This window comes from Azospirillum sp. TSO5, from assembly GCF_003116065.1.
Taxonomy (GTDB): Bacteria; Pseudomonadota; Alphaproteobacteria; order Azospirillales; family Azospirillaceae; genus Azospirillum.
The window spans coordinates 70,689-92,964 of sequence record NZ_LGQY01000060.1 but is presented as its reverse complement, the minus strand read 5'-3'; the positions used below and the strand labels follow the sequence as shown (position 1 = coordinate 92,964).

At 68.0% G+C, this 22,276-nt stretch carries 17 protein-coding genes and 1 tRNA gene; 10 read left to right on the top strand and 8 right to left on the bottom strand.

What is annotated here, in order from left to right:
* The 3 genes from fliG to TSO5_RS17335 form a co-directional block, all read right to left on the bottom strand.
* Nucleotides 1–965 (bottom strand): flagellar motor switch protein FliG (gene fliG / locus TSO5_RS17345; protein ID WP_109152721.1); only part of this gene is annotated, 965 nt, incomplete at its 3' end.
* Nucleotides 966–1,154: 189 nt separating this feature from the next.
* Entirely contained in the window at nt 1,155–2,534 is a 1,380-nt protein-coding gene (locus TSO5_RS17340) for a leucyl aminopeptidase family protein (RefSeq protein WP_109152720.1), read from the bottom strand.
* Between the two features lie 445 nt (nt 2,535–2,979).
* On the bottom strand, nt 2,980–3,642 hold the full coding sequence (locus tag TSO5_RS17335; RefSeq protein WP_109152719.1) for an alanyl-tRNA editing protein: 663 nt from the start codon (nt 3,640–3,642) through the stop codon (nt 2,980–2,982).
* Between the two features lie 236 nt (nt 3,643–3,878).
* On the opposite strand from TSO5_RS17335, the gene TSO5_RS17330 reads away from it, so the two are divergent.
* Together TSO5_RS17330 and TSO5_RS17325 are read left to right on the top strand one after the other, a co-directional pair.
* Nucleotides 3,879–4,529: a glutathione S-transferase family protein gene (locus tag TSO5_RS17330; RefSeq protein ID WP_109152718.1), complete on the top strand. Its 651-nt coding sequence runs from the start codon at nt 3,879–3,881 to the stop codon at nt 4,527–4,529.
* A complete protein-coding gene (locus TSO5_RS17325; protein ID WP_109152717.1) occupies nt 4,526–5,056 on the top strand; it encodes a GNAT family N-acetyltransferase in 531 nt (176 codons plus the stop codon). The genes TSO5_RS17330 and TSO5_RS17325 overlap by 4 nt, the downstream gene beginning before the upstream one ends.
* 240 nt (nt 5,057–5,296) lie before the next feature.
* Here TSO5_RS17325 and gltB read toward each other — a convergent pair whose 3' ends face one another.
* Together gltB and TSO5_RS17315 are read right to left on the bottom strand one after the other, a co-directional pair.
* Nucleotides 5,297–9,844, bottom strand: a complete 4,548-nt coding sequence (gene gltB, locus TSO5_RS17320; RefSeq protein WP_109152716.1) for a glutamate synthase large subunit — start codon at nt 9,842–9,844, stop codon at nt 5,297–5,299.
* 96 nt (nt 9,845–9,940) lie between these two features.
* Nucleotides 9,941–11,389 (bottom strand): NAD(P)-dependent oxidoreductase, encoded by a 1,449-nt coding sequence (locus tag TSO5_RS17315; RefSeq protein ID WP_109152715.1) that lies wholly within the window; start codon nt 11,387–11,389, stop codon nt 9,941–9,943.
* A gap of 385 nt (nt 11,390–11,774) precedes the next feature.
* Between TSO5_RS17315 and TSO5_RS17310 the strand changes: the two genes are divergently transcribed.
* Nucleotides 11,775–12,575, top strand: coding sequence for an undecaprenyl-diphosphate phosphatase (locus tag TSO5_RS17310; protein WP_109152714.1), 801 nt, complete (start codon nt 11,775–11,777; stop codon nt 12,573–12,575).
* A 3-nt stretch (nt 12,576–12,578) separates the two neighbouring features.
* Here the strand turns inward: TSO5_RS17310 and TSO5_RS17305 are convergent, their stop codons facing one another.
* The 3 genes from TSO5_RS17305 to TSO5_RS17295 all read right to left on the bottom strand — a co-directional run bounded on the left by TSO5_RS17305 (nt 12,579) and on the right by TSO5_RS17295 (nt 15,685).
* Complete coding sequence (locus TSO5_RS17305; RefSeq protein WP_109152713.1) at nt 12,579–13,766, bottom strand: MFS transporter; 1,188 nt, start codon at nt 13,764–13,766, stop codon at nt 12,579–12,581.
* 102 nt (nt 13,767–13,868) lie between these two features.
* Nucleotides 13,869–14,696 (bottom strand): sulfite exporter TauE/SafE family protein, encoded by an 828-nt coding sequence (locus tag TSO5_RS17300; protein WP_109152712.1) that lies wholly within the window; start codon nt 14,694–14,696, stop codon nt 13,869–13,871.
* Between the two features lie 17 nt (nt 14,697–14,713).
* Entirely contained in the window at nt 14,714–15,685 is a 972-nt protein-coding gene (locus TSO5_RS17295) for a complex I NDUFA9 subunit family protein (protein ID WP_109152711.1), read from the bottom strand.
* 286 nt (nt 15,686–15,971) lie between these two features.
* On the opposite strand from TSO5_RS17295, the gene TSO5_RS17290 reads away from it, so the two are divergent.
* From TSO5_RS17290 to rpoN, 7 genes are all read left to right on the top strand, one after another.
* Nucleotides 15,972–16,058, top strand: a tRNA-Leu gene (locus TSO5_RS17290).
* A gap of 120 nt (nt 16,059–16,178) precedes the next feature.
* Nucleotides 16,179–16,805, top strand: coding sequence for a ribonuclease H-like domain-containing protein (locus TSO5_RS17285; RefSeq protein ID WP_085087104.1), 627 nt, complete (start codon nt 16,179–16,181; stop codon nt 16,803–16,805).
* A gap of 202 nt (nt 16,806–17,007) precedes the next feature.
* Nucleotides 17,008–18,048 (top strand): KpsF/GutQ family sugar-phosphate isomerase, encoded by a 1,041-nt coding sequence (locus TSO5_RS17280; protein ID WP_109152710.1) that lies wholly within the window; start codon nt 17,008–17,010, stop codon nt 18,046–18,048.
* Nucleotides 18,049–18,100: 52 nt separating this feature from the next.
* On the top strand, nt 18,101–18,850 hold the full coding sequence (gene lptC, locus TSO5_RS17275; RefSeq protein ID WP_247870797.1) for an LPS export ABC transporter periplasmic protein LptC: 750 nt from the start codon (nt 18,101–18,103) through the stop codon (nt 18,848–18,850).
* Nucleotides 18,847–19,734, top strand: coding sequence for an LptA/OstA family protein (locus TSO5_RS17270; protein ID WP_109152709.1), 888 nt, complete (start codon nt 18,847–18,849; stop codon nt 19,732–19,734). The genes lptC and TSO5_RS17270 overlap by 4 nt, the downstream gene beginning before the upstream one ends.
* Nucleotides 19,731–20,522 (top strand): LPS export ABC transporter ATP-binding protein, encoded by a 792-nt coding sequence (gene lptB, locus TSO5_RS17265; RefSeq protein ID WP_109152708.1) that lies wholly within the window; start codon nt 19,731–19,733, stop codon nt 20,520–20,522. Before TSO5_RS17270 ends, lptB begins: the two co-directional genes overlap by 4 nt.
* A gap of 33 nt (nt 20,523–20,555) precedes the next feature.
* On the top strand, nt 20,556–22,175 hold the full coding sequence (rpoN, locus tag TSO5_RS17260; RefSeq protein WP_109152707.1) for an RNA polymerase factor sigma-54: 1,620 nt from the start codon (nt 20,556–20,558) through the stop codon (nt 22,173–22,175).
* Nucleotides 22,176–22,276 lie beyond the last annotated feature (101 nt).

The window sequence follows — 22,276 nt, the reverse complement described above, 5'->3', positions numbered from 1 at the left end:
GCAAGGTCCTTCGCCAACTGGACCATGTACATCTGCGCCTCGTCCACGTCGCGGACGCGCACCGGACCCATGGCGGCCATATCCTCGCGCAGGATCTTGGCGGCGCGTTCGGACATGTTGGAGAAGAACAGATCCTTCAGCGTTTCCGACGCGCCCTTCAGCGCGGTGCCGAGCTTCTGCTTGTCCACGGTGCGCAGCATCGTCTGGACGCCGCTGGGATCGAGCTTCGACAGGTCCTCGAAGGTGAACATCAGCGACTTGATGCGCTCGGCGCTGTCGCGGTTGCGTTCCTCCAGGGCGGCCATGAAGCGGTGCTCGGTGGTGCGGTCCAGCCCGTTGAAGATCTCCGCCAGCATCTCATGGCTGTCGCGGCGGCTGGTGCGGGCGAGGTTGGTCATGAACTCGGTGCGCAGCGTGCGCTCGACGTCGTCCAGAACCTCCTTCTGCACCGCCTCCATGCGCAGCATGCGCATGATGACCTCCATGGCGAAGCTTTCCGGCAGCTGGGTCAGCACCCGGCCGGCATGTTCGGGACGGATCTTGGACAGGACGACGGCGACGGTCTGCGGATACTCGTTCTTCAGATAGTTGGACAGAACCGACTCGTTGACGTTGGCCAGCTTGTCCCACATCGTCCGGCCGGCCGGACCACGGATTTCTTCCATGATCTGGTCGACCTTGTCCTTCGGCAGGGTCTTCAGCAGCAGGCGCTCGGTCGAGTCGAAGGAGCCGACCAGCGAGCCGGTGGCCGACATCTGTTCGGCGAACTCGACGAACAGGCGTTCGATCAGGTTGGCCGACACCGTGCCCAGGTTGGCCATCACCTGGGACAGCTCCTTGATCTCCTCGTCGTCCATCAGCGAGAACAGTCTGGTGGCATGCTCCTCGCCCAGCGCGAGCATCATGATGGCGGCCTTTTCCGGGCCGGTGAGGGTCCGGTAATCCTCGCGAACCTTCAACGCCATCTGTCCGCCTCCACCACCACCGCTCGCCTCGCGATCGGGCGAGCGGTTCATTCTTACGCGTCAGGTTTCCTGATCTTCCGTTTTAATACGATCCCCTTGCGCATTCCATCCCTTCGGGGGTGAAGGGCGGGGACAAATTCAGCCGATTCGCCGCCCTTCACCCCGTCTTTTGCCTCTCCGGCTGTGCCGTCAGCCGAACCGCTTGGCGATCACCGCATAGGCGGCGCGCAGGCCCAGCGCCTCGCCACCCTCAGGACGGCCGGGACGGGCCGAACCGTTCCAGGCATAGGTGTCGAGATGCGCCCAGGGCGTGCCCTTCGACACGAATTCCTGCAGGAACAGCCCGGCGGTGATGGCGCCGGCGAAGCCGTTGGTGGTGACGTTGTTGATGTCCGCCACCTTGCTGTCCAGCCCCTTGCGGTAGGGCGCCCACAGCGGCAGTCGCCACATCGGGTCGTCGACCGTGGTCCCGGCCTCGGTCAGGTCATTGGCCAGCGCGTCGTCGTTGCACATCAGCGCCGGCAGGTCGGGGCCGAGCGCCACGCGGGCCGCGCCGGTCAGGGTGGCGAAGTCGATCAGCAGCTCCGGCTTTTCCGAATCCGCCTCGGCCAGCGCGTCGCACAGGATCAGGCGCCCCTCGGCGTCGGTGTTGCCGACCTCCACCGTCAGGCCCTTGCGGGTCTTCAGCACATCCTGCGGCTTGAAGCTGTCGCCCGACACGACATTCTCCACCGCCGGCACCAGCACGCGCAGCCGCACCGGCAGCCCGGCCATCATGATCATCCGGCCGAGCGCCAGCGCATGCGCCGCCCCGCCCATGTCCTTCTTCATGATGAGCATGGCCGACGACGGCTTCAGGTCCAGCCCGCCGGTGTCGAAGCAGACGCCCTTGCCGACGATGGTCACCTTGGGGTGTTCCGGGTTGCCCCAGCGCAGGTCGATCAGCCGCGGTTCGCGCGGGCTGGCGCGGCCGACGGCATGGACGGCGGGATAGTCGCGGTCGAGCAGGTCCTGCCCGACGATCACCTCGACCGCCGCATCGAACTCCGCGGCCAGATCCTGCGCCGCCTGGGCCAGTTCCGCCGGTCCCATGTCGCAGGCGGGGGTGTTCACCAGATCGCGCACCAGCCAGGTGGCGGTCGCCGCCCGCTCCACCTCGCCGTGGTCGGCCTCCGCCGGCCAGACCAGATTGGCGAAGCCCTTCTCGGGCGGCTTCTTGTAGCGGCTGAAGCGGTAGCTGCCGAGCGCCCAGCCCAGCGCCGCCCGCGTCGCCGCCCGCGCATCCAGCGCCGCGTCGATCCGGTAGGAGCCGGCCGGCAGGGAGGACGGCAGGCCGGCGAAGGCCCACAGATCGTCAACGGCCGACACGCCGGCCAGCACATGGGCGACGGCGCCGTCCGGCCCCGGCAGGAAGACGGTCGATCCGGCTTCGCCGGTGAAGCCCACCGCCTTGACCCAGGAGGCGACAGCCGGCGACTGCCCGGCCAGCCAGTCGGCCAGCCCGGCCTTGGTCACGGGGGTGAGGGCGACGGTGTCCGGACCGTCAACGGCAAGCAGGGTGGCGAGCAAGACTGAGGATCCTTCTCACGAGATCACGTCACGCATCCGACACGGATGCCCATCCCCCAAGGATGGCGCGCCGGGCGGCGGCTGGAAAGGGGTGCGATGCGCCGGGCAGGCATGGGCGGGCTGTGAAAGTCGAGGGATGGAACAGGATGGAACGGTTTTCCAAGCATGTTCCACTGTTCCATCCGACCGCCATGGTCCGGCCGTCCCGCCGTTTCGGCGGGGGTGGATGGAACGGATGAAACACCATGAAACAGTTTTCCGGCGATGTTCCACTGTTCCCGCGCCGGGCGGGGGACGATCTGCTGCAATGGAATGACGCATCGGGGACATGCCATGACCTCCCAATCCCGTAGGCAAATTATCCTAGCACAGGGAGGGAAAGCCGCCAGCGCTTGGATGAACCGGGCGGACGCAGAAGGGCGGGCGTGCCGAGGCCGGGAAGCGACTAGGGCACGGCCGAAGCTTGAGCATCGGCCAGCGCGATTTCGATCCGCTCCTTGCCCTTGCCGGTGTTGCGACGCTTGAGCGTCAGCGCACCGATCTCGCCCGTTCGGCGCAGGTGCGTGCCGCCGCAAGGAACCCGGGCGAAGCCGGGGATCTCCCAGAAACGGCGTTCGGCGGCCTCGTCGCTGAAGCCGCTCAGGATGGGGGTGTCGGCGGCGACGATGCGCGCCGCCCGTTCGGCGAATTCGGGCAGCAGCGGGGTCAGCGGCTCGTTCCAGGCGAAGTCGATGCGGGCCTTGTCGGCGGCGATGTGGGCGCCGACCTTGTCGATGCCGGGCAGGCGAGCCATCACCAGTTCAAGCACGATCTCGGCGGCGAAATGCAGGCGCATCAGCCGGTAGCGGCGCTCCCAGTCGATCGCCACCGCAACGGCGTCGCCGGGGGCGAGGCGGTGGCCGGGCGCAAACCTGTAGCGGATCTCGCGACCGTCCTTGCGGGCTTCCAGCACCTCAAAGCCGCCGATCGTGCCGGCATCGCTCTCCTGCCCACCGGAAAGCGCGTAGAGGATGGTGGCCTCCAACGTAATCTCGTCGCCGTCCACCCCGGCAATGCGGGTTTCCAGGCGGGTGCGGTAGGGATCGTCCCAGAACAGTTTCCGGGTCATGGAGTGCCTCGCGGAAAGCCACAGATCAACGACGTTTTCCAAATGGATTGCCCATTCGCCCATTCAGCCGCCCATTCAGCTGCTCAGTATAGCCGCTCCAATGAAACATCCGGAGGAGGTTTGTCGCGCGGGTAGGGTGGATGCCTGCCCCGGCGCAACCGGAAGGCTTGTTGCAGTCCGTGAGGTGGGTCATGCTCACGCCCCCGCTGTTTGCCCGTTTCGAAAGGTGCCGTCCGATGTCCGATCTGACCCTGGTGATGGGGAACAAGACCTATTCGTCCTGGTCGCTGCGCCCGTGGCTGGCGCTCAAGCACACCGGGCTGGCCTTCACCGAGACCGTCATTCCCCTGCGCCAGCCCGACACCGCCGCCCGAATCGCCGAGCATTCGCCGTCGGGCCGCGTGCCCACCCTGATCCATGACGGGCTGACCGTCTGGGACTCGCTGGCAATCTGCGAGTATGTGGCGGAATTGGCGCCCGAGGCCGGGCTGTGGCCGGCGGACCGGGCGGCGCGGGCGGTGGCGCGGGCGGTGTCGGCGGAGATGCATTCCGGCTTCGTCTCGCTGCGCACCACCATGTCGATGGACCTCAAGCGCGACCGCAAGGGCCAGGGCATGACCGAGGCGACCGCCGCCGACATCGCCCGGATCGAGGCGCTGTGGGCCGATGCCCGCACCCGCTTCGGCAAGCCGGCGGGCGGGCCGTTCCTGTTCGGCGCCTTCACCATCGCCGACGCCATGTTCGCCCCGGTGGTGACGCGGCTGGAGACCTATGGCGTCGCGGTATCGCCCGAGTCGCGCGCCTATATGGACGCGGTGCAGGCCCTGCCGGCAATGCGGGAGTGGATTGCGGCGGCCAAGGCGGAGCCGTGGGAATTCGAGCCTTGAGCGATCCCGCCTTTACCATCCGCCGGGCGTGGCCGGACGATGCCGGCGCGGTGGATACGGTGCTGACGGCCTCCTACCCGGCCCTGATGCCCGCCGGCTATCCGCCGGAGGTGATGGAGCGGGTGCTGCCGATCATCACCCGGTCAAATCCGGCGCTGCTGGGCGCCGGTACCTATTATCTGGCGGAGGCGGCGGACGGCACGCCGGTCGGCTGCGGCGGCTGGAGCTTTGACTGGCCGGGCGAGCCGACCCGTGCGCCGCAGCCCGGACTGGCCCATGTCCGGCACTTCGCCACCCATCCCGGCTGGCTGCGCCGTGGCGTCGGGCGGGCGCTGCTCGACCGCTGCGTCGCCGATGCCGCGGCGGCGGGCGCATCGCGGATGCTGTGCTACGCCAGCCTGGTGGCGGAGGAGTTCTATGCCTCGGCCGGCTTCGTCGCGACCGGTCGGACTTCAATGGAGTTTCCACCCGGCAACCGCTTCGACAGCATCGTCATGGTGCTGGAGTTGCCCCCGACCGCCGGTTGACGCAACCGCAAAAGAAAAACGGCGCGCCGTCCTGCCGGATGGCGCGCCGTTCTCATGTCCGTCCCTCGACTCCCTCTCCCCCCTGGGGAGAGGGGCGGGGTGAGGGGGATGCACAGCGTGGGTTTGGTGGGAATCAGGGGCGCACGCGGTTCTTGAAGATCCTCGCCGCGCATCCCCCTCACCCTAACCCTCTCCCCGGGGGGGAGAGGGGATATTCCGCTGTGCGGGCTTGGCCGGTCCTTACTCCGCCGGGATGGCGCGCGGCAGGGTCACCGGCACGGCCAGACGGTGCAGCATCTCCTTCGGAACCACCTGCCAGAAGTGGCCGAGTTCGCGCTGCCAGTCGTTGAGGATCTCGGCGGCGAAACGGCTCTGCGTCTCGGCGACGTGCTCCTCGATCAGGGCGCGGAGCTGGGCCTCGTAATGGGGCACCTCGATCCGCTGGAAGATGACGCTTTCCTCGTTGATGTGCAGCGGCAGCGAGTCTTCCGGGTCGTAGAGGTAGGCCATGCCCCCGGTCATGCCGGCGGCGAAGTTGTCGCCGACCTTGCCCAGGATGACCGCCGTGCCGCCCGTCATGTACTCGCAGCCGTTGGAGCCGCAGCCCTCCACCACCACGGTGGCGCCGGAGTTGCGCACCGCGAACCGCTCACCGGCCTGACCGGCGGCGAACAGCTTGCCGGCGGTGGCGCCGTACAGCACCGTGTTGCCGATGATGGTGTTCCTGTTCGACTCCAGCGGGCTGCTGGTCGCCGGACGGACGACGATGGTGCCGCCCGACAGGCCCTTGCCGACATAGTCGTTGGCGTCGCCCATCACCTCCAGCTTGATGCCCTGGACGGCGAAGGCGCCCAGGGACTGGCCGGCGGTGCCGCGCAGGCGGACGGTGATGTGGCCGGGCTGCAGCCCGAACATCCCGAACTTCCGCGTGACCATCGAGGACAGCCGCGTGCCGATGGCGCGCTGCGTGTTGCGGGCATTGTAGGCGAGCTGCATCTTCTCGCCTTCCTCGAACAGCGGGCGGGCATCGGCGACGATGCGGGCGTCCAGCGTGTCCGGCACCTCGTTGCGGCCCTGCAGGGTGCAGTAGCGGGCGTTCTCGCCCGGATCGACCTGGGCCAGCAGCGGGTTGAGGTCGAGGTCGTCGAGGTGGGCGCCGCCGCGGCTGACCTGATGCAGCAGGTCGGTGCGGCCGATCACCTCGGTCAGCGAGCGGAAGCCCAGGCGGGCCAGGATCTCGCGGACCTCTTCGGCCAGGAAGGTGAAGAGGTTGACGACCTTCTCCGGCGTGCCGACGAACTTCTCGCGCAGCTTCTCGTCCTGCACGCAGACGCCGACCGGGCAGGTGTTGGAATGGCACTGCCGGACCATGATGCAGCCCATGGCGATCAGGCTGGCGGTGCCGATGCCGAACTCCTCAGCGCCCAGCATGGCGGCGATGACGATGTCGCGGCCGGTCTTCAGGCCGCCGTCGGTGCGCAGCCGCACGCGGTGGCGCAGCTTGTTCAGCGTCAGGACCTGATGCACCTCCGACAGGCCCATCTCCCAGGGCAGGCCGGCGAACTTGATCGAGGTCTGCGGGCTGGCGCCGGTGCCGCCGGAGTTGCCGGAGATCAGGATGATGTCGGCATTCGCCTTGGCGACACCGGCGGCAATGGTGCCGATGCCCGACCGGCTGACCAGCTTCACCGTGACCTTGGCGTCCGGGTTGATCTGCTTCAGGTCATAGATGAGCTGCGCCAGATCCTCGATCGAGTAGATGTCGTGGTGCGGCGGCGGGCTGATGAGCATCACGCCCGGCGTCGAGTGACGCAGCCGCGCGATCATCTCCGTCACCTTGAAGCCGGGCAGCTGGCCGCCTTCGCCGGGCTTGGCGCCCTGGGCGACCTTGATCTCCAGCTCGCGGCACTGGTTCAGGTACTCGGCGGTGACGCCGAAGCGGCCCGACGCCACCTGCTTGATGGCGGAGTTCCAGTTGTCGCCGTTCTTGTCCGGGCGGAAGCGCGCCGGATCCTCACCGCCCTCGCCCGAGTCGGACTTGGCGCCGATGCGGTTCATGGCGACGTTCAGCGTGCCGTGCGCCTCGGGCGACAGGGCGCCCATCGACATGCCCGGCGTGATGAAGCGCTTGCGGATGGCGGTGATGCTCTCGACCTCGTCCACCGGAACGGCGGCCTTGGTGGTACGGAACTCCAGCAGGTCGCGCAGCTGCATCGGCGGCCGCTTGTTCACCTGCTCCGAATACTTCTTGAAGGTGGTGTAGCTGTCGTTGGTGACGGCCTGCTGCAGAGTGTGGATGATCCCACCCTCCCAGCCATGGCGGTCGCCCGACTTGCGGAAGCGGTAGAAGCCGCCGACCGGCAGCGGCAGCGCTTCGCCGGCATAGGCCAGCGCGTGCTGCTCCAGAACCTTCTTCTGGATGCCGTTCAGGCCGATGCCGGAGATGCGGCTGACCATCGCCGGGAAATGCTCGGCGACGAGCGCGCGCGACAGACCGATGGCTTCGAAGTTGCCGCCGCCGCGGTAGCTGCTGATGACCGAGATGCCCATCTTGGACATGATCTTCAGCAGGCCGTCGTCGATGGCCTTCTTGTAGTTCGTCATCGCCTTTTCCAGCGACAGCGAACCGAGCAGGCCGCGGCGCTGGCGCTCGGCCACCGCTTCCTGCGCCAGATAGGCGTTGACGGTGGTGGCGCCGACGCCGATCAGCACCGCGAAGTAATGGGTGTCCAGGCATTCCGCCGTGCGCAGGTTCAGCGAGGTGAAGGTGCGCAGGTTGGAGCGGATCAGGTGGGTGTGGACCGCACCGGTCGCCAGGATGGCCGGGATGGCGGCGCGGGCCGGGCCCATCGCCTCGTCGGTCAGGATGACGTGGTTGGCACCGCCGCGCACGGCATCCTCCGCCTCCTGGCGGATGCGGCGCAGGGCGTCGCGCAGGGCGTCGGGGCCGCCATCCACCGGGAAGGTGGCGTCGATCACCGCCGCCGTCTCGCCCATATACTCACGCATGGCGTGGAATTCGGCGGTGGTCAGCACCGGGCTGTCGAGTTGCAGCAACCGGGTCTGGCTCTCATCCTCGTCCAGGATGTTGCCGAGGTTGCCCAGCCGCGTCTTCAGGCTCATCACCCGGCGCTCGCGAAGCGAGTCGATGGGCGGATTGGTGACCTGGGAGAAGTTCTGGCGGAAGAAGTGGTGCAGGCCGCGGTACTTGTCGGACAGCACGGCGATCGGGCTGTCGTCGCCCATCGAGCCGATGGCTTCCTTGCCGTCCTCGGCCATCGGGTGGAGGATCAGCTCCATGTCTTCCATGGCGAGGCCGAAGGCCATCTGGCGACGGCGCAGCTCCTCCTTCTCCATCTCCGACGGCTCGCCCTTCAGCGCGGCGGACTTCACCAGCTCGTCCAGGTGCGTGGTGTTCTTGACCCACTGGCCCCACGGCTTCTGGCCGGCCAGATGGTCCTTCAGCTCACGGTCGTGGAACAGCTTGCCGGCCTGGAGGTCGACGGCGATCATCTCGCCCGGGCCGAGGCGGCCCTTCTCGATCACCTGGTTCTCCTCGATCTTGACCATGCCGGTCTCGGAGCCGGCGATGATCAGGCCGTCGGTGGTGATGGTGTAGCGCATCGGGCGCAGGCCGTTGCGGTCCATGCCGCCGACGACCCAGCGGCCGTCGGTCATCGCCAGCGCCGCCGGGCCGTCCCACGGCTCCATGACGGAGTTGCAGTAGGCGATCAGGGCCTTGTGGTTGTCCGGCGTGGTCTGCGAGCTGGTCAGCGCCTGCGGCACCAGCATCATCTTGACCATCGGCGCGGTGCGGCCGGCGCGGACCATCACCTCGAACACCGTGTCCAGCGCACCGGAGTCGGACAGGCCGACGCCGATCACCGGCTTCAGGTCGCCCATGTTGGCGCCGAACACCGGATGCTCCATCCGGGTCTCGTGCGCCTTCATCCAGTTGACGTTGCCCTTCAGCGTGTTGATCTCGCCGTTGTGGGCGAGCATGCGGAAGGGCTGGGCCAGCGGCCAGGTCGGGAAGGTGTTGGTCGAATAGCGCTGGTGGTAGATGGCGAAGGACGACTCGAAGCGGTCGTCGGTCAGGTCCGGATAGAAGGTGGACAGCTGTTCGGCGAGGAACATGCCCTTGTAGATGATCGAGCGCGCCGACAGCGAGCAGATGTAGAAGTCGTTGATGCGCTCGTTCTGCACCGCCTTCTCGATCCGGCGGCGGATGATGTAGAGGTCGAGTTCGAACTGCTCGTCCGACACGCCCTTGGCATTGCCGATGATGATCTGCTCGATCTCAGGCCGGGTGGCGTTGGCCTTCTCGCCGATGATGTCGACGTTGATCGGCACCTGACGCCAGCCATAGATGTAGTAGCCGAATGCCAGGATCTCGGTCTCGACGATGCAGCGGCAGGCTTCCTGCGCGTCCAGGCTGATGCGCGGCAGGAAGACCTGACCGACCGCCAGATTGTTCTCCGGCGGGGTGTGGCCGATGACCTTGACGTGGTCCTTGAAGAACTTCTGCGGCACCTGGACATGGATGCCGGCGCCGTCGCCGGTCTTGCCGTCGGCGTCCACCGCACCGCGGTGCCAGACCGCCTTCAGGGCCTCGATGCCTTTCTCGACCACCGAACGGCGGGGCTTGCCGTCGATCGCGGCGATGAAGCCGACGCCGCAGGCGTCGTGCTCGTCGGCCGGATTGTAGGCGTGGGCAGTGGTCAGCGCCGCGGCGTTGGCGCGGAAATCGGCGACGAACTGCTCACCCTGGTTCAACTCGGTGGTCATGGAACGACCCTTTCACAGTCTGGACGTTGACCTGGGGGGCCGAAGGGAAGGCCCCCTGGGGTAGACGGTGTTCTAATAGTGGAAAGAAGAAGAGCCTTACTCAGCCGCGACGGCCAGCTTCGGCGCGCCGACGGTCTGGGCGTAGGCGTGCATGGCGTCGGAGGCGTCGCGGCCGTCGCGGATGGCCCACACCACCAGCGAGGCGCCGCGGACGATGTCGCCGGCGGCGAAGACGCCGTCCAGGCTGGTCATCTTGGTGCGGTGGTCGACCAGCAGCGTGCCCCAGCGGGTGACGGTCAGGTCGGGCGAGCCGAACATGCCCGGCAGATCCTCCGGCTCGAAGCCGAGAGCCTTGATGACGAGGTCGGCCGGCTCGGTGAACTCGGAGCCCTCGATCACCTGCGGGGTCTGGCGGCCGGTGGCGTCGGCGACGCCCAGATGGATGCGCACGGCGCGGACGCCGGTCACCACGTCGTTGCCGGTGAAGGCTTCGGGAGCCGCCTGCCAGACGAACTCGACGCCCTCTTCCTCGGCATGCGCCACTTCGCGCTGCGAGCCCGGCATGTTCTTGCGGTCGCGGCGGTACAGGCACTTGACGGAGGTCGCACCCTGGCGGATCGCCGTGCGCACGCAGTCCATCGCGGTGTCGCCGCCGCCGAGCACCACCACCTTCTTGCCGGCGGCATTCAGCGAGCCGTCCTCGTAGGCCTCGACCGAGTCGCCCAGGCCGACCTTGTTGGAGGCGGTCAGGTAATCCAGCGCCGGGACGATGTTCTTCAGCCCCGAGCCGGGGGCCTTGATGTCGCGGGCCTTGTAGACGCCGGTGGCGATCAGGATGGTGACGTGGCGCTCGCGCAGCTCGGCCAGCGAGGCGTCGCGGCCGACCTCGAAATTCGGATGGAAGATCACGCCGGCATCGGCCAGACGCTGGACGCGGCGGGCGACGACGTCCTTCTCCAGCTTGAAGCCGGGGATGCCGTAGACCATCAGGCCGCCCATGCGGTCATAGCGGTCGTAGACATGGACCTCGTAGCCCTTGGCGCGCAGTTCCTCGGCGGCGGCGAGGCCGGCCGGGCCGGCGCCGATCACGCCGACCGACAGGCCGAGTTCACGGGCCGGCTTGCGCGGCTTGACCCAGCCGTTTTCCCAGGCGGTGTCGTTGATGTACTTCTCGACCGAGCCGATGGTGACGGCGCCGTGGGTCGACTGCTCAATGACGCAGTTGCCCTCGCACAGGCGGTCCTGCGGGCAGATGCGGCCGCAGATTTCGGGGAAGTTGTTGGTGGCCTGGGAGACCTCGTAAGCCTCCTCCAGACGGTCCTCGGCGGTCAGCTTCAGCCAGTCGGGGATGTTGTTGGAGACCGGGCAATGCACCTGGCAGAAGGGAACGCCGCACTGCGAGCAGCGGTTGGCCTGCTCGACGGCGCGCTCGTCGCTGAAGCGGGCGTAGATTTCCGCGAAGTCGTGGCGGCGGTCGGCGGCAGACCGCTTGTCGGGCATCTTCTGCGCGGTGTGCACGAAGCCCAACATTTTCTGGTTCGCCATGACGTCTGCTCCTTCGCTTCGCGGCCCCGCTGTCTGCCACGGGACATCGCCTTGCTGGGCCTGACCGGGGGCTGCGGCGTTGGCCTACACCGACCGGCTGGGTTGAAATCGAACGTCCGCAAAGTGGCGGACGCTCGTCATATAACGCATGCGATCAGCCCGCGAAAGCACAAAAGCGCCGATAGGTCCGGTTTGTTGACCTTTTCCTTCGCAAGGCTGGAATGCGTAGGCGTGGCGGTAGGGTGTCACAAAAACGAGACAGAAAATTAGTCTCGAAACAGGACTATCGCTCGAATAGGAGTACCGAACCCTCGCCATCGCCAAGCGCGGCCATGCCCTGCTATAAGCGCCGCAACATCCAACCTGCCGAAGGCTGCGTGCCGCGATGATGATCGATCAATATCTGGACGCCACACTCATGGGGCTGGTGGAGGGGCTGACCGAGTTCCTGCCCGTCTCCTCGACCGGCCACCTCATCATGCTGGACGAGCTGCTGGGCTTCCAGGGACCGCCCGGCAAGGTGTTCGAGGTGGTGATCCAGCTTGGCGCCATTCTGGCGATCTGCGTCGTCTATTTCCACCGGCTGTGGCGTGTTGCCACAGGGCTGAAGGACGATCCGGGCGCGCGGCGCTTCGTCATGGCGGTGCTGATCGCCTTCCTGCCGGCGATGGTGCTGGGCGCCGGGCTGCACGGCATCATCAAGTCGGTGCTGTTCAACCCGACCGTGGTCAGCATCGCGCTGATCGTGGGCGGCATCGCCATCCTGATGGCGGAGCGGCTGATCCCGGTCGCCCGCTATCACCAGATCGAGAATTTCTCCGCCCCGCTGGCGCTGAAGATCGGCTTCTGCCAGTGCCTGGCGCTGGTGCCGGGCGTGTCGCGCTCGGGCGCCAGCATCCTGGGCGCGCTGCTGATGGGCGTCGACCGCAAGGCGGCGGCCGAGTTCTCCTTCTTCCTGGCGGTGCCGACCATGGCCGGCGCCACCGTCTACGACCTGTACAAGAACTGGTCGGGGATGAGCTTCGACAGCGGCCTGCTGATCCTGGTCGGCTTCATCACCGCCTTCATCGCCGCGGCCCTGGTGGTGAAGACGCTGGTCGACTTCGTCGGCCGCTACGGCTTCACCCCCTTCGGCTGGTACCGCATCGCCGTCGGCACCGGCATGCTGGCGTTCCTGTATCTGTGATCCTCAACCAGCCTGCCGTGGCACCGCACGGGCCGCGGCAGCGGCCATCCCCAGCGCCAGCAGCGCGATCAGCGCGAAGGCGGTGGCGAGGCTGGTCGCTTCGGCGATGAAGCCGACCAGCGGCGGACCGGTCAGCACGCCGGCATAGCCCATGGTGGACACCGCGGCGACCGCATGGTCGGGATGCCCGGTCTCCACCGCGCCCGCCGTGCTGAACAGCACCGGCACCATGTTCGACAGGCCGATCCCGGTCAGCCCGAAACCGGCGATCGCCAGCAGCGGCGTCCCGTCCGCGACCATTCCTCCCGCCAGCACGAGCCCCAGCCCGGACGCGGCCAGCAGCCCGCCGGCGCGCATCAGCGTCGCCCCGCCGAAGCGATGGCGCAGCCGGTCGCCGCTGAACCGTCCCACCGCCATGGCGGCGCAGAACACGCCGAACCCCATGCCGGCGATGGAGGCCGGCGCGCCAAGGTCGTCGCGCAGGTGGATGGCGCTCCAGTCGAGGATGGCGCCCTCGCTCATGAAGGACAGGGCGGCCAGCAGCCCCAGCAGCAGGGTCTTACGGTCGGGCAGCACCAGTGCGCCGCCGCCGGCATTGCGGTCGGGCAGGAAACGCCCCTGCAGCAGCAGGAAGGGCACGAGCAGCCCGGCCGACACCAGCGCGGCCTGCGCCGCCGCCGGCATCAGCGGCAGCAGCAGACCGCCGAGGCCGGCACCGGCCAGTCCGCCCAGGCTCCACATCCCGTGCAGCGACGACATGATCGGCCGGCCGAGCCGCCGCTCCACCAGGGCGCCCTGCGCGTTCATGGCGACGTCCATGGTGCCGCCCGACGCGCCGAACAGCGCCAGCACGATGCACAGCGTCACCACGTCCGGCACCAGCGCCGGCAGCGGCAGCAGCCCGGCGAACAGCAGGGCGGTCACCCGCGTCACCGGCGCGCTGCCGATCCGCCCCAGCAGCGGGCCGCTGGCGATCATCGCCGTCAGGGCGCCGACGGCAAGGCAGAGCAGAGCCACGCCCAGCACCGCCGGGCTGAGGTCCAGCCGGTTCTTCAGCAGCGGGATCTGCGTGGCCCAGACGCCGAAGACGGTGCCGTTCAGGAAAAAGGCGGCGACGGTCGCCCAGCGCGCGGCGGATGCCTGTTCCACCATCCGCCTCGACACGCCCCGGATATCCTCTGCACCCGTCATCGCCGTTCCCGCCACAGTTGAACCGCCGACATGACGGCGCCATGCCGGAAATTCAAGCGACGATGGGGCAGGCGTGCCATGCCGGAGACCGGCGGGAACTCTTCAATGCCGCCACATCCGGACGGCCGACAGCAGCAGGATCGCCGCCAGCACCGGCAGCAGCAGCCACTCCGGCACCACGCCCAGCAGCAGCCCGCCAAGGAAGGCGCCGGCCAGCGACCCCGCTGCCATCAGCAGGACGAAGCCGCGCTGCCGGACCAGCAGGGTCAGGCTGCGGTCGCGGGCGTAGCGGGAGAAACCGACGATCATGGTCGGCAGGCTGATCGCCAGCGACAGGCTGCCCGCCAGCTTCACGTCCACCCCGAACAGCAGCACCAGCGTCGGGATTAGCAGCTCGCCGCCGGCCACGCCCAGCAGCGACGCGACGACTCCGATGCCAAAGCCCGCGGAGACCCCGGCAACAGTCAGCGCCGGCCCCTCCAGCAGCGGACCCGCCCCTCCAGACAGGCCGTGCCCGAACAGCAGGACGGCGGCGATCAGCGCCAGCAGCGCGGCCATCACCCGCTGCAGCCGGGCCGCCTCCATCCGCATTGCCCAGCCGGCGCCGATCCAGGCGCCCAGCAGGCTGCCGGCCAGCAGGGTGGCGACCACCGCGCCATTGGCGGCGACGAGGCCTAGCGGCACGGTCCCGGCGCGCAAGGGCAGGGCGGCGGCGACCACGACGAGGCTCATCGCCTTGTTCAGGATGACGGCGTCGAGCGCGGCAAAGCGGAAGGCGCCGATCAGCAGCGGCAGGCGGAACTCCGCCCCGCCCAGCCCGATCAGGCCGCCCAGCGTGCCGATGACCGCACCGCAGGCGAAGGCGGCCAGCGCGCGCAGCCTTGAGAACGCAAAAACCCCGGCGCGGGGGCCGGGGCTTTCGGGTGTCATGGACCTGACCCGCCCAATCAGTGCGCGTTGTTGGTCGCGCCGCTGTACTTGCCGCCGACGATGAAGCGCGACAGGTAGGTCGGCAGGATCACCTCGCAGGTCGCCAGCTCGGTGATGCCGAGATCCTTGAAGCCCAGCGCGGTCGGGGAGACGACGTTGTCGCGCTTCAGCAGCGCGACCTGATCGCGGGTCAGCGCCGGCGCCAGCAGCGGAACCTTCTCCAGGATGCCGCCCAGCGATTCGGCGAAGTTCCAGGGGATGGTCACCAGCGGACGATGGCGCTGGATGTCCTTCTGGGTCAGTTCCAGCAGTTCGCGGAAGGTGTAGACGCGCGGGCCGCCCAGCTCATAGGTCTTGCCGCGGCTGCCGTCGCTCTCCAGCGCGGCGACGACGGCGTCGGCCAGATCGCCGACATAGACCGGCTGGAACAGCGTCTTGCCGCCGCCGATCAGCGGCAGGGCGGGGGCCTTTTGCGCCATCGCGGCGAACTTGTTGAAGAAGTTGTCCTCCGGCCCGAAGACGATGCTGGGGCGCAGGATCGTCGCCGCCGGGAAGGCGGACAGCACCGCCTGCTCGCCGGCCGCCTTGGAGCGGGCATAGACCGACGGCGAAGAGGCGTCGGCGCCGATGGCGGAGACATGGATCAGCCGGTTGACGCCGGCCGCGGCGGCCAGCCGGGCGATGCGCGAGGCGGCGTCGACATGCACGCCCTGGAAGCTCTGGCTTCCGCGCTCGTACAGCACGCCCAGCAGGTTGATGGCGACGTCCGCCCCCTGCAGGGCGCGGGCGACCGACACGTCGTCGGTGCAGTCGGTGGCGAACGGCACGATCTGGCCGACGGCGCCGGCCGTCTTCAGGAAGGTGGCCTTGCCCGGATTGCGGGTGGCGATGCGGATGAGGGCGCCCGACTTGGCGAGGCGCCGGATCAGGTGGCGGCCGATGAAGCCCGAACCGCCGAACACCGTGATAACCTGAGTGCGATAGGACATCGACCGTCTCCCGTGTCGTTGCGCGCCAAATCCAGGGGGGAACCGGGGTTTCCGCGCGGCGGCCTTTCCACGGCCCGCCTCGCGCCCCCCCGCGCGTCGTCCGACTGTGTGTCGCCTGGATGACTGCTGGAACTGCGGGCATGCTTATAGCGAATGGACCGCCGCCAAGCTAGGGACTGCATCGCCGCGCCCCGTGCCGTGCGACAAAAAAATGAAGGGGTCGAAAAAAAGCTGTTGACGCCCCCCGGCCGGATCATTAAACAACCGCCCACACACCGAGCACCGAGCCCAGGTGGCGGAATTGGTAGACGCGCAGGTTTCAGGTACCTGTGGCAGAAATGTCGTGGAAGTTCGAGTCTTCTCCTGGGCACCATTTCTTTCTACCCGGCTGCGCCGCATGCACAGCTCCTTCGATTGAGAAGGGGATAGTGCAGAGCGGCGTTCGTCGTTTCTAGGGTCCATGGCCGGGGGCCTGACCACCCGGGAATCGACCATGCCCATCGACCTTCATGACGGCGACCTCCCAGACGGCCTCGACCTCGCCGCCGGCGCCCGCGACAATTGCGTGGCCATCGACACCGAGACCATGGGTCTGAACCCTCACCGCGACCGCCTCTGCCTGGTGCAGCTGTCGGCCGGCGACGGCGCCGTCCATCTGGTCCAGTTCCGCCCCGGCCAGTACGAGGCGCCGAACCTGAAGCGCCTGCTGACCAACCCCGGCGTGACCAAGCTGTTCCACTTCGCCCGCTTCGACGTGGCGGTGATGAAGGCCTATCTCGGCGTCAGCTGCCAGCCGGTCTATTGCACCAAGGTGGCCTCCAAGCTGGTCCGCACCTTCACCGACCGCCATGGCCTGAAGGATCTGTGCAAGGACCTGCTGGGCGTCGAGATCTCCAAGCAGCAGCAGTCCTCCGACTGGGGCGCGCCGGAACTGACCACCGACCAGATGAAGTATGCGGCATCCGACGTGCTGCACCTGCATGACCTGAAGGCGAAGCTGGACGTCATGCTGGCGCGCGAGGGCCGCACCCATCTGGCCCAGGCCTGCTTCGACTTCCTCCCCGCCCGCGGCGAGCTGGACCTCGGCGGCTGGGAAACCCCGGACATTCTGGCGCACTGACGCCGATAAAGCCCTCTCCCGGGACGGGAGAGGGAGCCACCTGCGACACCTCACCCCCTGACCGGCCGTGGATTTGACCCGGCGTCCGCCGGGGGGCATACTGCACGCCGCGCCTGCCGGGAGTCCTCCGGGCAGGCGCCGTGTTTGTGAACGGCCCGTTGCGGGGCCTGTGGTGTGAACGGCCCGCGGACGGGCCTTTTGAATGGAAGGCATGACAGCCTTGACCAGCGTTATCACCTCCAGCCTGACTGGCAGCCTGGCCGACAGCTCCACCGCTTCGACCGAAGTGGAGAACCGCGATCTCGCCTGCGCCACCCGCGTCCTGCGGACGGAGGCCGATGCGCTGATCGCGCTGGCCGGCAGCCTTGATGGGGAGTTCCTGCGGGCGCTCGACATCCTGCAGGGCATCGAAGGCCGCGTCGTCGTCACCGGCATGGGCAAGTCGGGCCATGTCGCCCGCAAGATCGCCGCGACCATGGCCTCCACCGGCACGCCGGCCTTCTTCGTCCATCCGGGCGAGGCCAGCCACGGCGACCTCGGCATGATCGCCAGGATCGACGCGGTGGTGGCGCTCTCCAACTCCGGCGAGACGCACGAGCTGGCGGACATCATCGCCTACACCCGCCGCTTCGGCATTCCGCTGATCGGGATGACGCGGCGCGCCGCCTCCTCGCTGGCCGAACAGTCGGACGTGGCGCTGGTGGTCCCGCCGGAGCCGGAAGCCTGCCCGCTGGGGCTGGCGCCCACCACCTCCACCACGATGATGCTGGCGCTGGGCGACGCGCTGGCGGTGGCCCTGCTGGAGCGGCGCGGCTTCTCCGCCGCCGATTTCCGCGAGTTCCACCCCGGCGGCCAGTTGGGCCGCGCATTGCTGAAGGTCACTGACATCATGCACAAGGGCGATGATTTGCCCCTGTGCCGCCTTGACTCGCCGCTGTCCGACGTCATCTTCGAGATGACGGCCAAGCGGCTGGGCTGCGTCGGGGTGACCGACGAAGCCGGGGCGCTGGTCGGGATCATCACCGACGGCGACCTGCGCCGTCATCTGACGCCGGAGCTTCTGGCGGAACGCGCGGACAGCATCATGTCGCCGCGGCCCAAGACCATCCGCCCGAAGGCGTTGATCGTCGAAGCGCTGCGCGAGATGAACGACAAGAAGATCACCACCCTGTTCGTGATCGAGGCAGACCGGCCGCTCGGCATCGTGCACATCCACGATGTCCTGCGCGCCGGCGCCGCCTGACGCCGTTCCTACCCATCATGGAAGCCAAGCGCCGAGCCGGAGGGACGAAGAGTTGAGCCTGGACGACCTGCGCAGCCCCGACCGTACAGCAGCCGGCCGCACCGCACCCGCCCCGACCGCCGGCGGGCAGGGTGGGGTCAAGCCCGCCCCGGTTCACGCCCTGGCGGAGCCGCCGGCGGTTCTGCGGGCGCACCGGCGGCGCGACACCCGTCCGGTCAGCCGGGTCTACAGCCGCTTCGTCTCGGCCATGAAGTTCGTGCTGCCGGCGGCGGCGCTGGCGATGGTGGCTCTGCTGGCCGCCTGGCCGTCGCTGAACAGCCCGCCGACGCCGCGCGTCTCCGCCGACGCCGGGCAGAGCGAGATGCTGAAGCCGCGCTATTTCAGCCTGGACGAACACAACCAGCCCTTCTCGCTGGTGGCGGCCAAGGCCGACAAGTCGGCCGACCAGCCCGACATCGTTCTGCTGGACGAACCGCAGGCGGAGATGACCGAGAGCACCGGCACCTGGGTGACGATGCGCTCCGACAAGGGCTGGTACAACCAGAGCACCGGCATCCTGCTGATGCGCGGCAACGTCCATGTCCTGCGCGACGATGGCAACGAGTTCACCACCAACGAGGCCGAGGCCGACATCCGCAAGGGCAACGCCTGGGGCGAGCAGGCGGTGACCGGCCAGGGTCCGCAGGGCGAGATCAACGCCAAGGGCTTCCGCATGACGGACCGCGGCAAGAACGTCGTCTTCCTCAACCAGTCGAAGGCCGAGGTCCAGGCCGCCGAGCGCCCCGGGAGCAAGAAGCCGTGACGTCCAAACGGTCGCCATTCCGTACCGCCCCATTTCGTATTGCCCTGACCCTGTCGGCCATCCTGGCCGGCGGGTTTTTCTCTTTCCTACCTCTGGTTCCGGGGCAGGCCTTCGCCCAGGGGCTGCCCGGCATGGGCGGCAAGCAGCCGGTGGAGATCAACGCCGATCAGGCGATCGAATGGCACCAGGACGTCCGCGCCTATGTGGCGCGCGGCAACGCGTCGGCCAAGCGCAACGACTCGACCGTCTTCGCCGACGTGCTGACCGCCTATTACCGCGAGGTGCCCGGCAAGGGGAACGAGGTGTTCCAGCTGGTGGCCGACGGCAATGTCCGCATCGTCAGCCCGACCCAGCAGGTGTTCGGCGACCATGCCGTCTATGACGTCGACAAGCAGGTGGCCGTCGTCACCGGCAAGGACCTGAAGCTGGTCACCACCAAGGACGTGGTCACCGCCCGCGACAGCCTGGAATATTACGAGGCGCAGGACCTGACGGTGGCACGCGGCGACGCGGTGGCGGTGCGCGGCAACGACCGGCTGCGCGCCGACGTGCTGATCGGCCGGCTGAAGAAGATGCCCGACGGCACCACCCAGATGGAGCGGATCGACGGATCCGGCAACATCGTCGTCACCACCCCGACCGACGTGGCGCTGGCCGACAAGCTGGTCTATTCCGTCGCCGACAACGTCGCGGTGCTGATGGGCAACGTCAAGATCACCCGCGGCGACAACCAGCTGAACGGCGAAGCCGCCGAGATGAACATGAACACCAAGATCAACCGCGTCATCGCCGGCCGCGATGCCGGCGGCCGAGTCAGCGGCCTGCTGATTCCCGGCGAAAAAAATGAGGGCGGCAAGAGCGCCGCCGCGGGCAAGAAGCCGTGACCGTGCTGACCGCGAACGGACCCGGCGCCGCACCCGCCGGCAGCAGCCCCACGGCATCCGCCCCGACCGAAGGGCTGGTGGCGCAGCATCTCGGCAAGTCGTTCAAGAAGCGGCCGGTGGTGCGCGACGTCTCCATCAGCGTCCAGCGCGGCGAGGCGGTCGGGCTGCTCGGCCCCAACGGCGCCGGCAAGACCACCTGCTTCTACATGATCACCGGCCTGATCGCCGCCGACTCCGGCACGATCACGCTGGACGGTCAGGACATCACCGCGCTGCCGATGTACCGCCGCGCCCGGCTCGGCATCGGCTATCTGCCGCAGGAGGCCTCGATCTTCCGCGGCATGACGGTGGAGAACAACATCCGCTCCGTGCTGGAGGTGGTGGAGAGCGACCGCGACGCGCGCGAGGCGATGCTGGACGAGCTGCTGGCCGAATTCTCGGTCACGCATCTCCGCCGCTCCCCCGCCCTGGCGCTGTCCGGCGGCGAGCGGCGGCGCGTGGAGATCGCCCGCGCGCTGGCCGGCCAGCCGCACTTCATCCTGCTGGACGAACCGCTGGCGGGCATCGACCCCATCGCCGTGAACGACATCCGCGAGCTGGTCGGCCACCTGCGCGACCGCGGCATCGGCGTGCTGATCACCGACCACAACGTGCGTGAAACGCTCGACCTCGTCGATCGGGCATACATTTTGCACGATGGTGTGGTACTAATGGAGGGACGGCCGGACGAGATCGTGGCGCACGAGGGCGTGCGCCGGGTCTATCTCGGCGACCGGTTCAGTCTGTAGCCCTCCGTTCCCACTGGTCCCGGTTCCACAGCCATGGCGCTTGCTCAACGTCTCGACCTTCGACAAGCCCAGACACTGGTGATGACGCCGCAGTTGCAGCAGGCCATCAAGCTGCTGCAGCTGTCGAACATCGAACTGTCGGACTTCGTCGACCGCGAGATCGAGCAGAACCCGCTGCTGGAGCGTGACAGCGGCCCGAGCGACGGCGGCAGCGACCCCGTTGTCGGCGACGGTGCCGGTGGCGAGGCGCCGGGCGGGCTGGACGGCCCCGGCGGCATGGAGGCGAACGGCCTCAGCGTCGACGGACTGAATGGCCGCGACGACGGGCCGGCACTGGCGCCGAGCGACGGGCGCACCCGCGACACCGTGGAGATGACCTCGTCGGACACGATGGCCTCCTCGTCGGAGGCGCCGCTCGACACCGACTTTGAGAATGTCTATGGCGACGACCGCTTTTCCGACGGCTCGGACGGCGGCAGCGAGGTCTACGGGTCCTATGGCGAGCGTGGCGGCCGCAGCAGCTTCGACGATGACGACAGCAACCTCGAAGCAACGCTGACCAGCGAAAAGAATCTGCGCGACCATCTGACCGAACAGCTGAAGATCGACCTGCCCGACCTCGGCGACCAGCTGATCGGGCTGGCCCTGATCGACATGCTGGACGAGGCCGGCTGGCTGGTCGGCTTCGACGCCCAGGCGATGGCCGAACAGCTGGGCTGCGACGTGGAGCGGGTGGAGCGGGTGCTCGCCGCCTGCCAGCGCTTCGACCCGCCCGGCATCTTCGCCCGGTCGCTGAAGGAATGCCTGGCGATCCAGCTGCGCGAAAAGAACCGGCTCGACCCGGCGATGGCGGCCCTGCTCGACAATCTGGAGCTTCTGGCCGCGCGCAACCTGCCGGCCATCATGAAGGTCTGCGGTGTTGACGCCGAGGACGTCGCCGACATGGTCGTCGACATCCGCAAGCTGAACCCGAAGCCGGCGCTGGCCTTCGACCACACCCCGGCCCAGCTGGTCACCCCCGACATCCTGATGCGCGCCAACCCCGGCGGCGGCTGGCTGATCGACCTGAACCCGGACACGCTGCCGCGCGTGCTGGTCAACCACCGCTATTTCGCCCGCATCTCCGACAGTGCCCGCAACAAGGCCGACAAGGAATACATCTCCGAACGCTTCCAGTCGGCGAACTGGCTGGTGAAGTCACTGCACCAGCGCGCCACCACCATCCTGAAGGTGGCGAGCGAGATCATCCGCCAGCAGGACGCCTTCTTCATCCATGGTGTTTCGCACCTGCGGCCGCTGATCCTGCGCGATATTGCCGAAGCCATCGGCATGCATGAGAGCACCGTCAGCCGCGTCACCACCAACAAGTTCATGGCGACGCCGCGCGGCGTCTTCGAGCTGAAATACTTCTTCACTTCCGCCATCCAGGGTGCGGACGGCCAGGCTTCCCATTCCGCGGAAGCGGTTCGGCACCGCATCAAGACCATGATCGATGCGGAAAAGCCGGACGACGTGCTGTCCGACGACAAACTGGTGGAGATTCTCCGTGCGGAAGGGATCGACATTGCGCGGCGGACGGTCGCGAAGTATCGTGAAGCTATGAAAATACCGTCATCGGTGCAGCGACGACGTGCCAAGATGTCACGCATGTAGGCGGGTCGGGCGGGGGAGGGCTCGATTGACAGTCCGGTGACCCTTGCTTATCGTCCCGGCCCGCAAGCGGCGGACCAGCATCTTCGAACCCGGCATCTTCG

Excerpts from the sequence above, each read along its gene's own strand:
- TSO5_RS17335 (WP_109152719.1), bottom strand. The coding sequence starts at position 3,642 with ATGACCCGGAAACTGTTCTGGGACGATCCCTACCGCACCCGCCTGGAA.
- TSO5_RS17330 (WP_109152718.1), top strand. The coding sequence starts at position 3,879 with ATGTCCGATCTGACCCTGGTGATGGGGAACAAGACCTATTCGTCCTGG.
- gltB (WP_109152716.1), bottom strand. The coding sequence starts at position 9,844 with ATGACCACCGAGTTGAACCAGGGTGAGCAGTTCGTCGCCGATTTCCGC.
- TSO5_RS17315 (WP_109152715.1), bottom strand. The coding sequence starts at position 11,389 with ATGGCGAACCAGAAAATGTTGGGCTTCGTGCACACCGCGCAGAAGATG.
- TSO5_RS17310 (WP_109152714.1), top strand. The coding sequence starts at position 11,775 with ATGATGATCGATCAATATCTGGACGCCACACTCATGGGGCTGGTGGAG.
- TSO5_RS17305 (WP_109152713.1), bottom strand. The coding sequence starts at position 13,766 with ATGACGGGTGCAGAGGATATCCGGGGCGTGTCGAGGCGGATGGTGGAA.
- TSO5_RS17300 (WP_109152712.1), bottom strand. The coding sequence starts at position 14,696 with ATGACACCCGAAAGCCCCGGCCCCCGCGCCGGGGTTTTTGCGTTCTCA.
- TSO5_RS17295 (WP_109152711.1), bottom strand. The coding sequence starts at position 15,685 with ATGTCCTATCGCACTCAGGTTATCACGGTGTTCGGCGGTTCGGGCTTC.
- TSO5_RS17285 (WP_085087104.1), top strand. The coding sequence starts at position 16,179 with ATGCCCATCGACCTTCATGACGGCGACCTCCCAGACGGCCTCGACCTC.
- TSO5_RS17280 (WP_109152710.1), top strand. The coding sequence starts at position 17,008 with ATGGAAGGCATGACAGCCTTGACCAGCGTTATCACCTCCAGCCTGACT.
- rpoN (WP_109152707.1), top strand. The coding sequence starts at position 20,556 with ATGGCGCTTGCTCAACGTCTCGACCTTCGACAAGCCCAGACACTGGTG.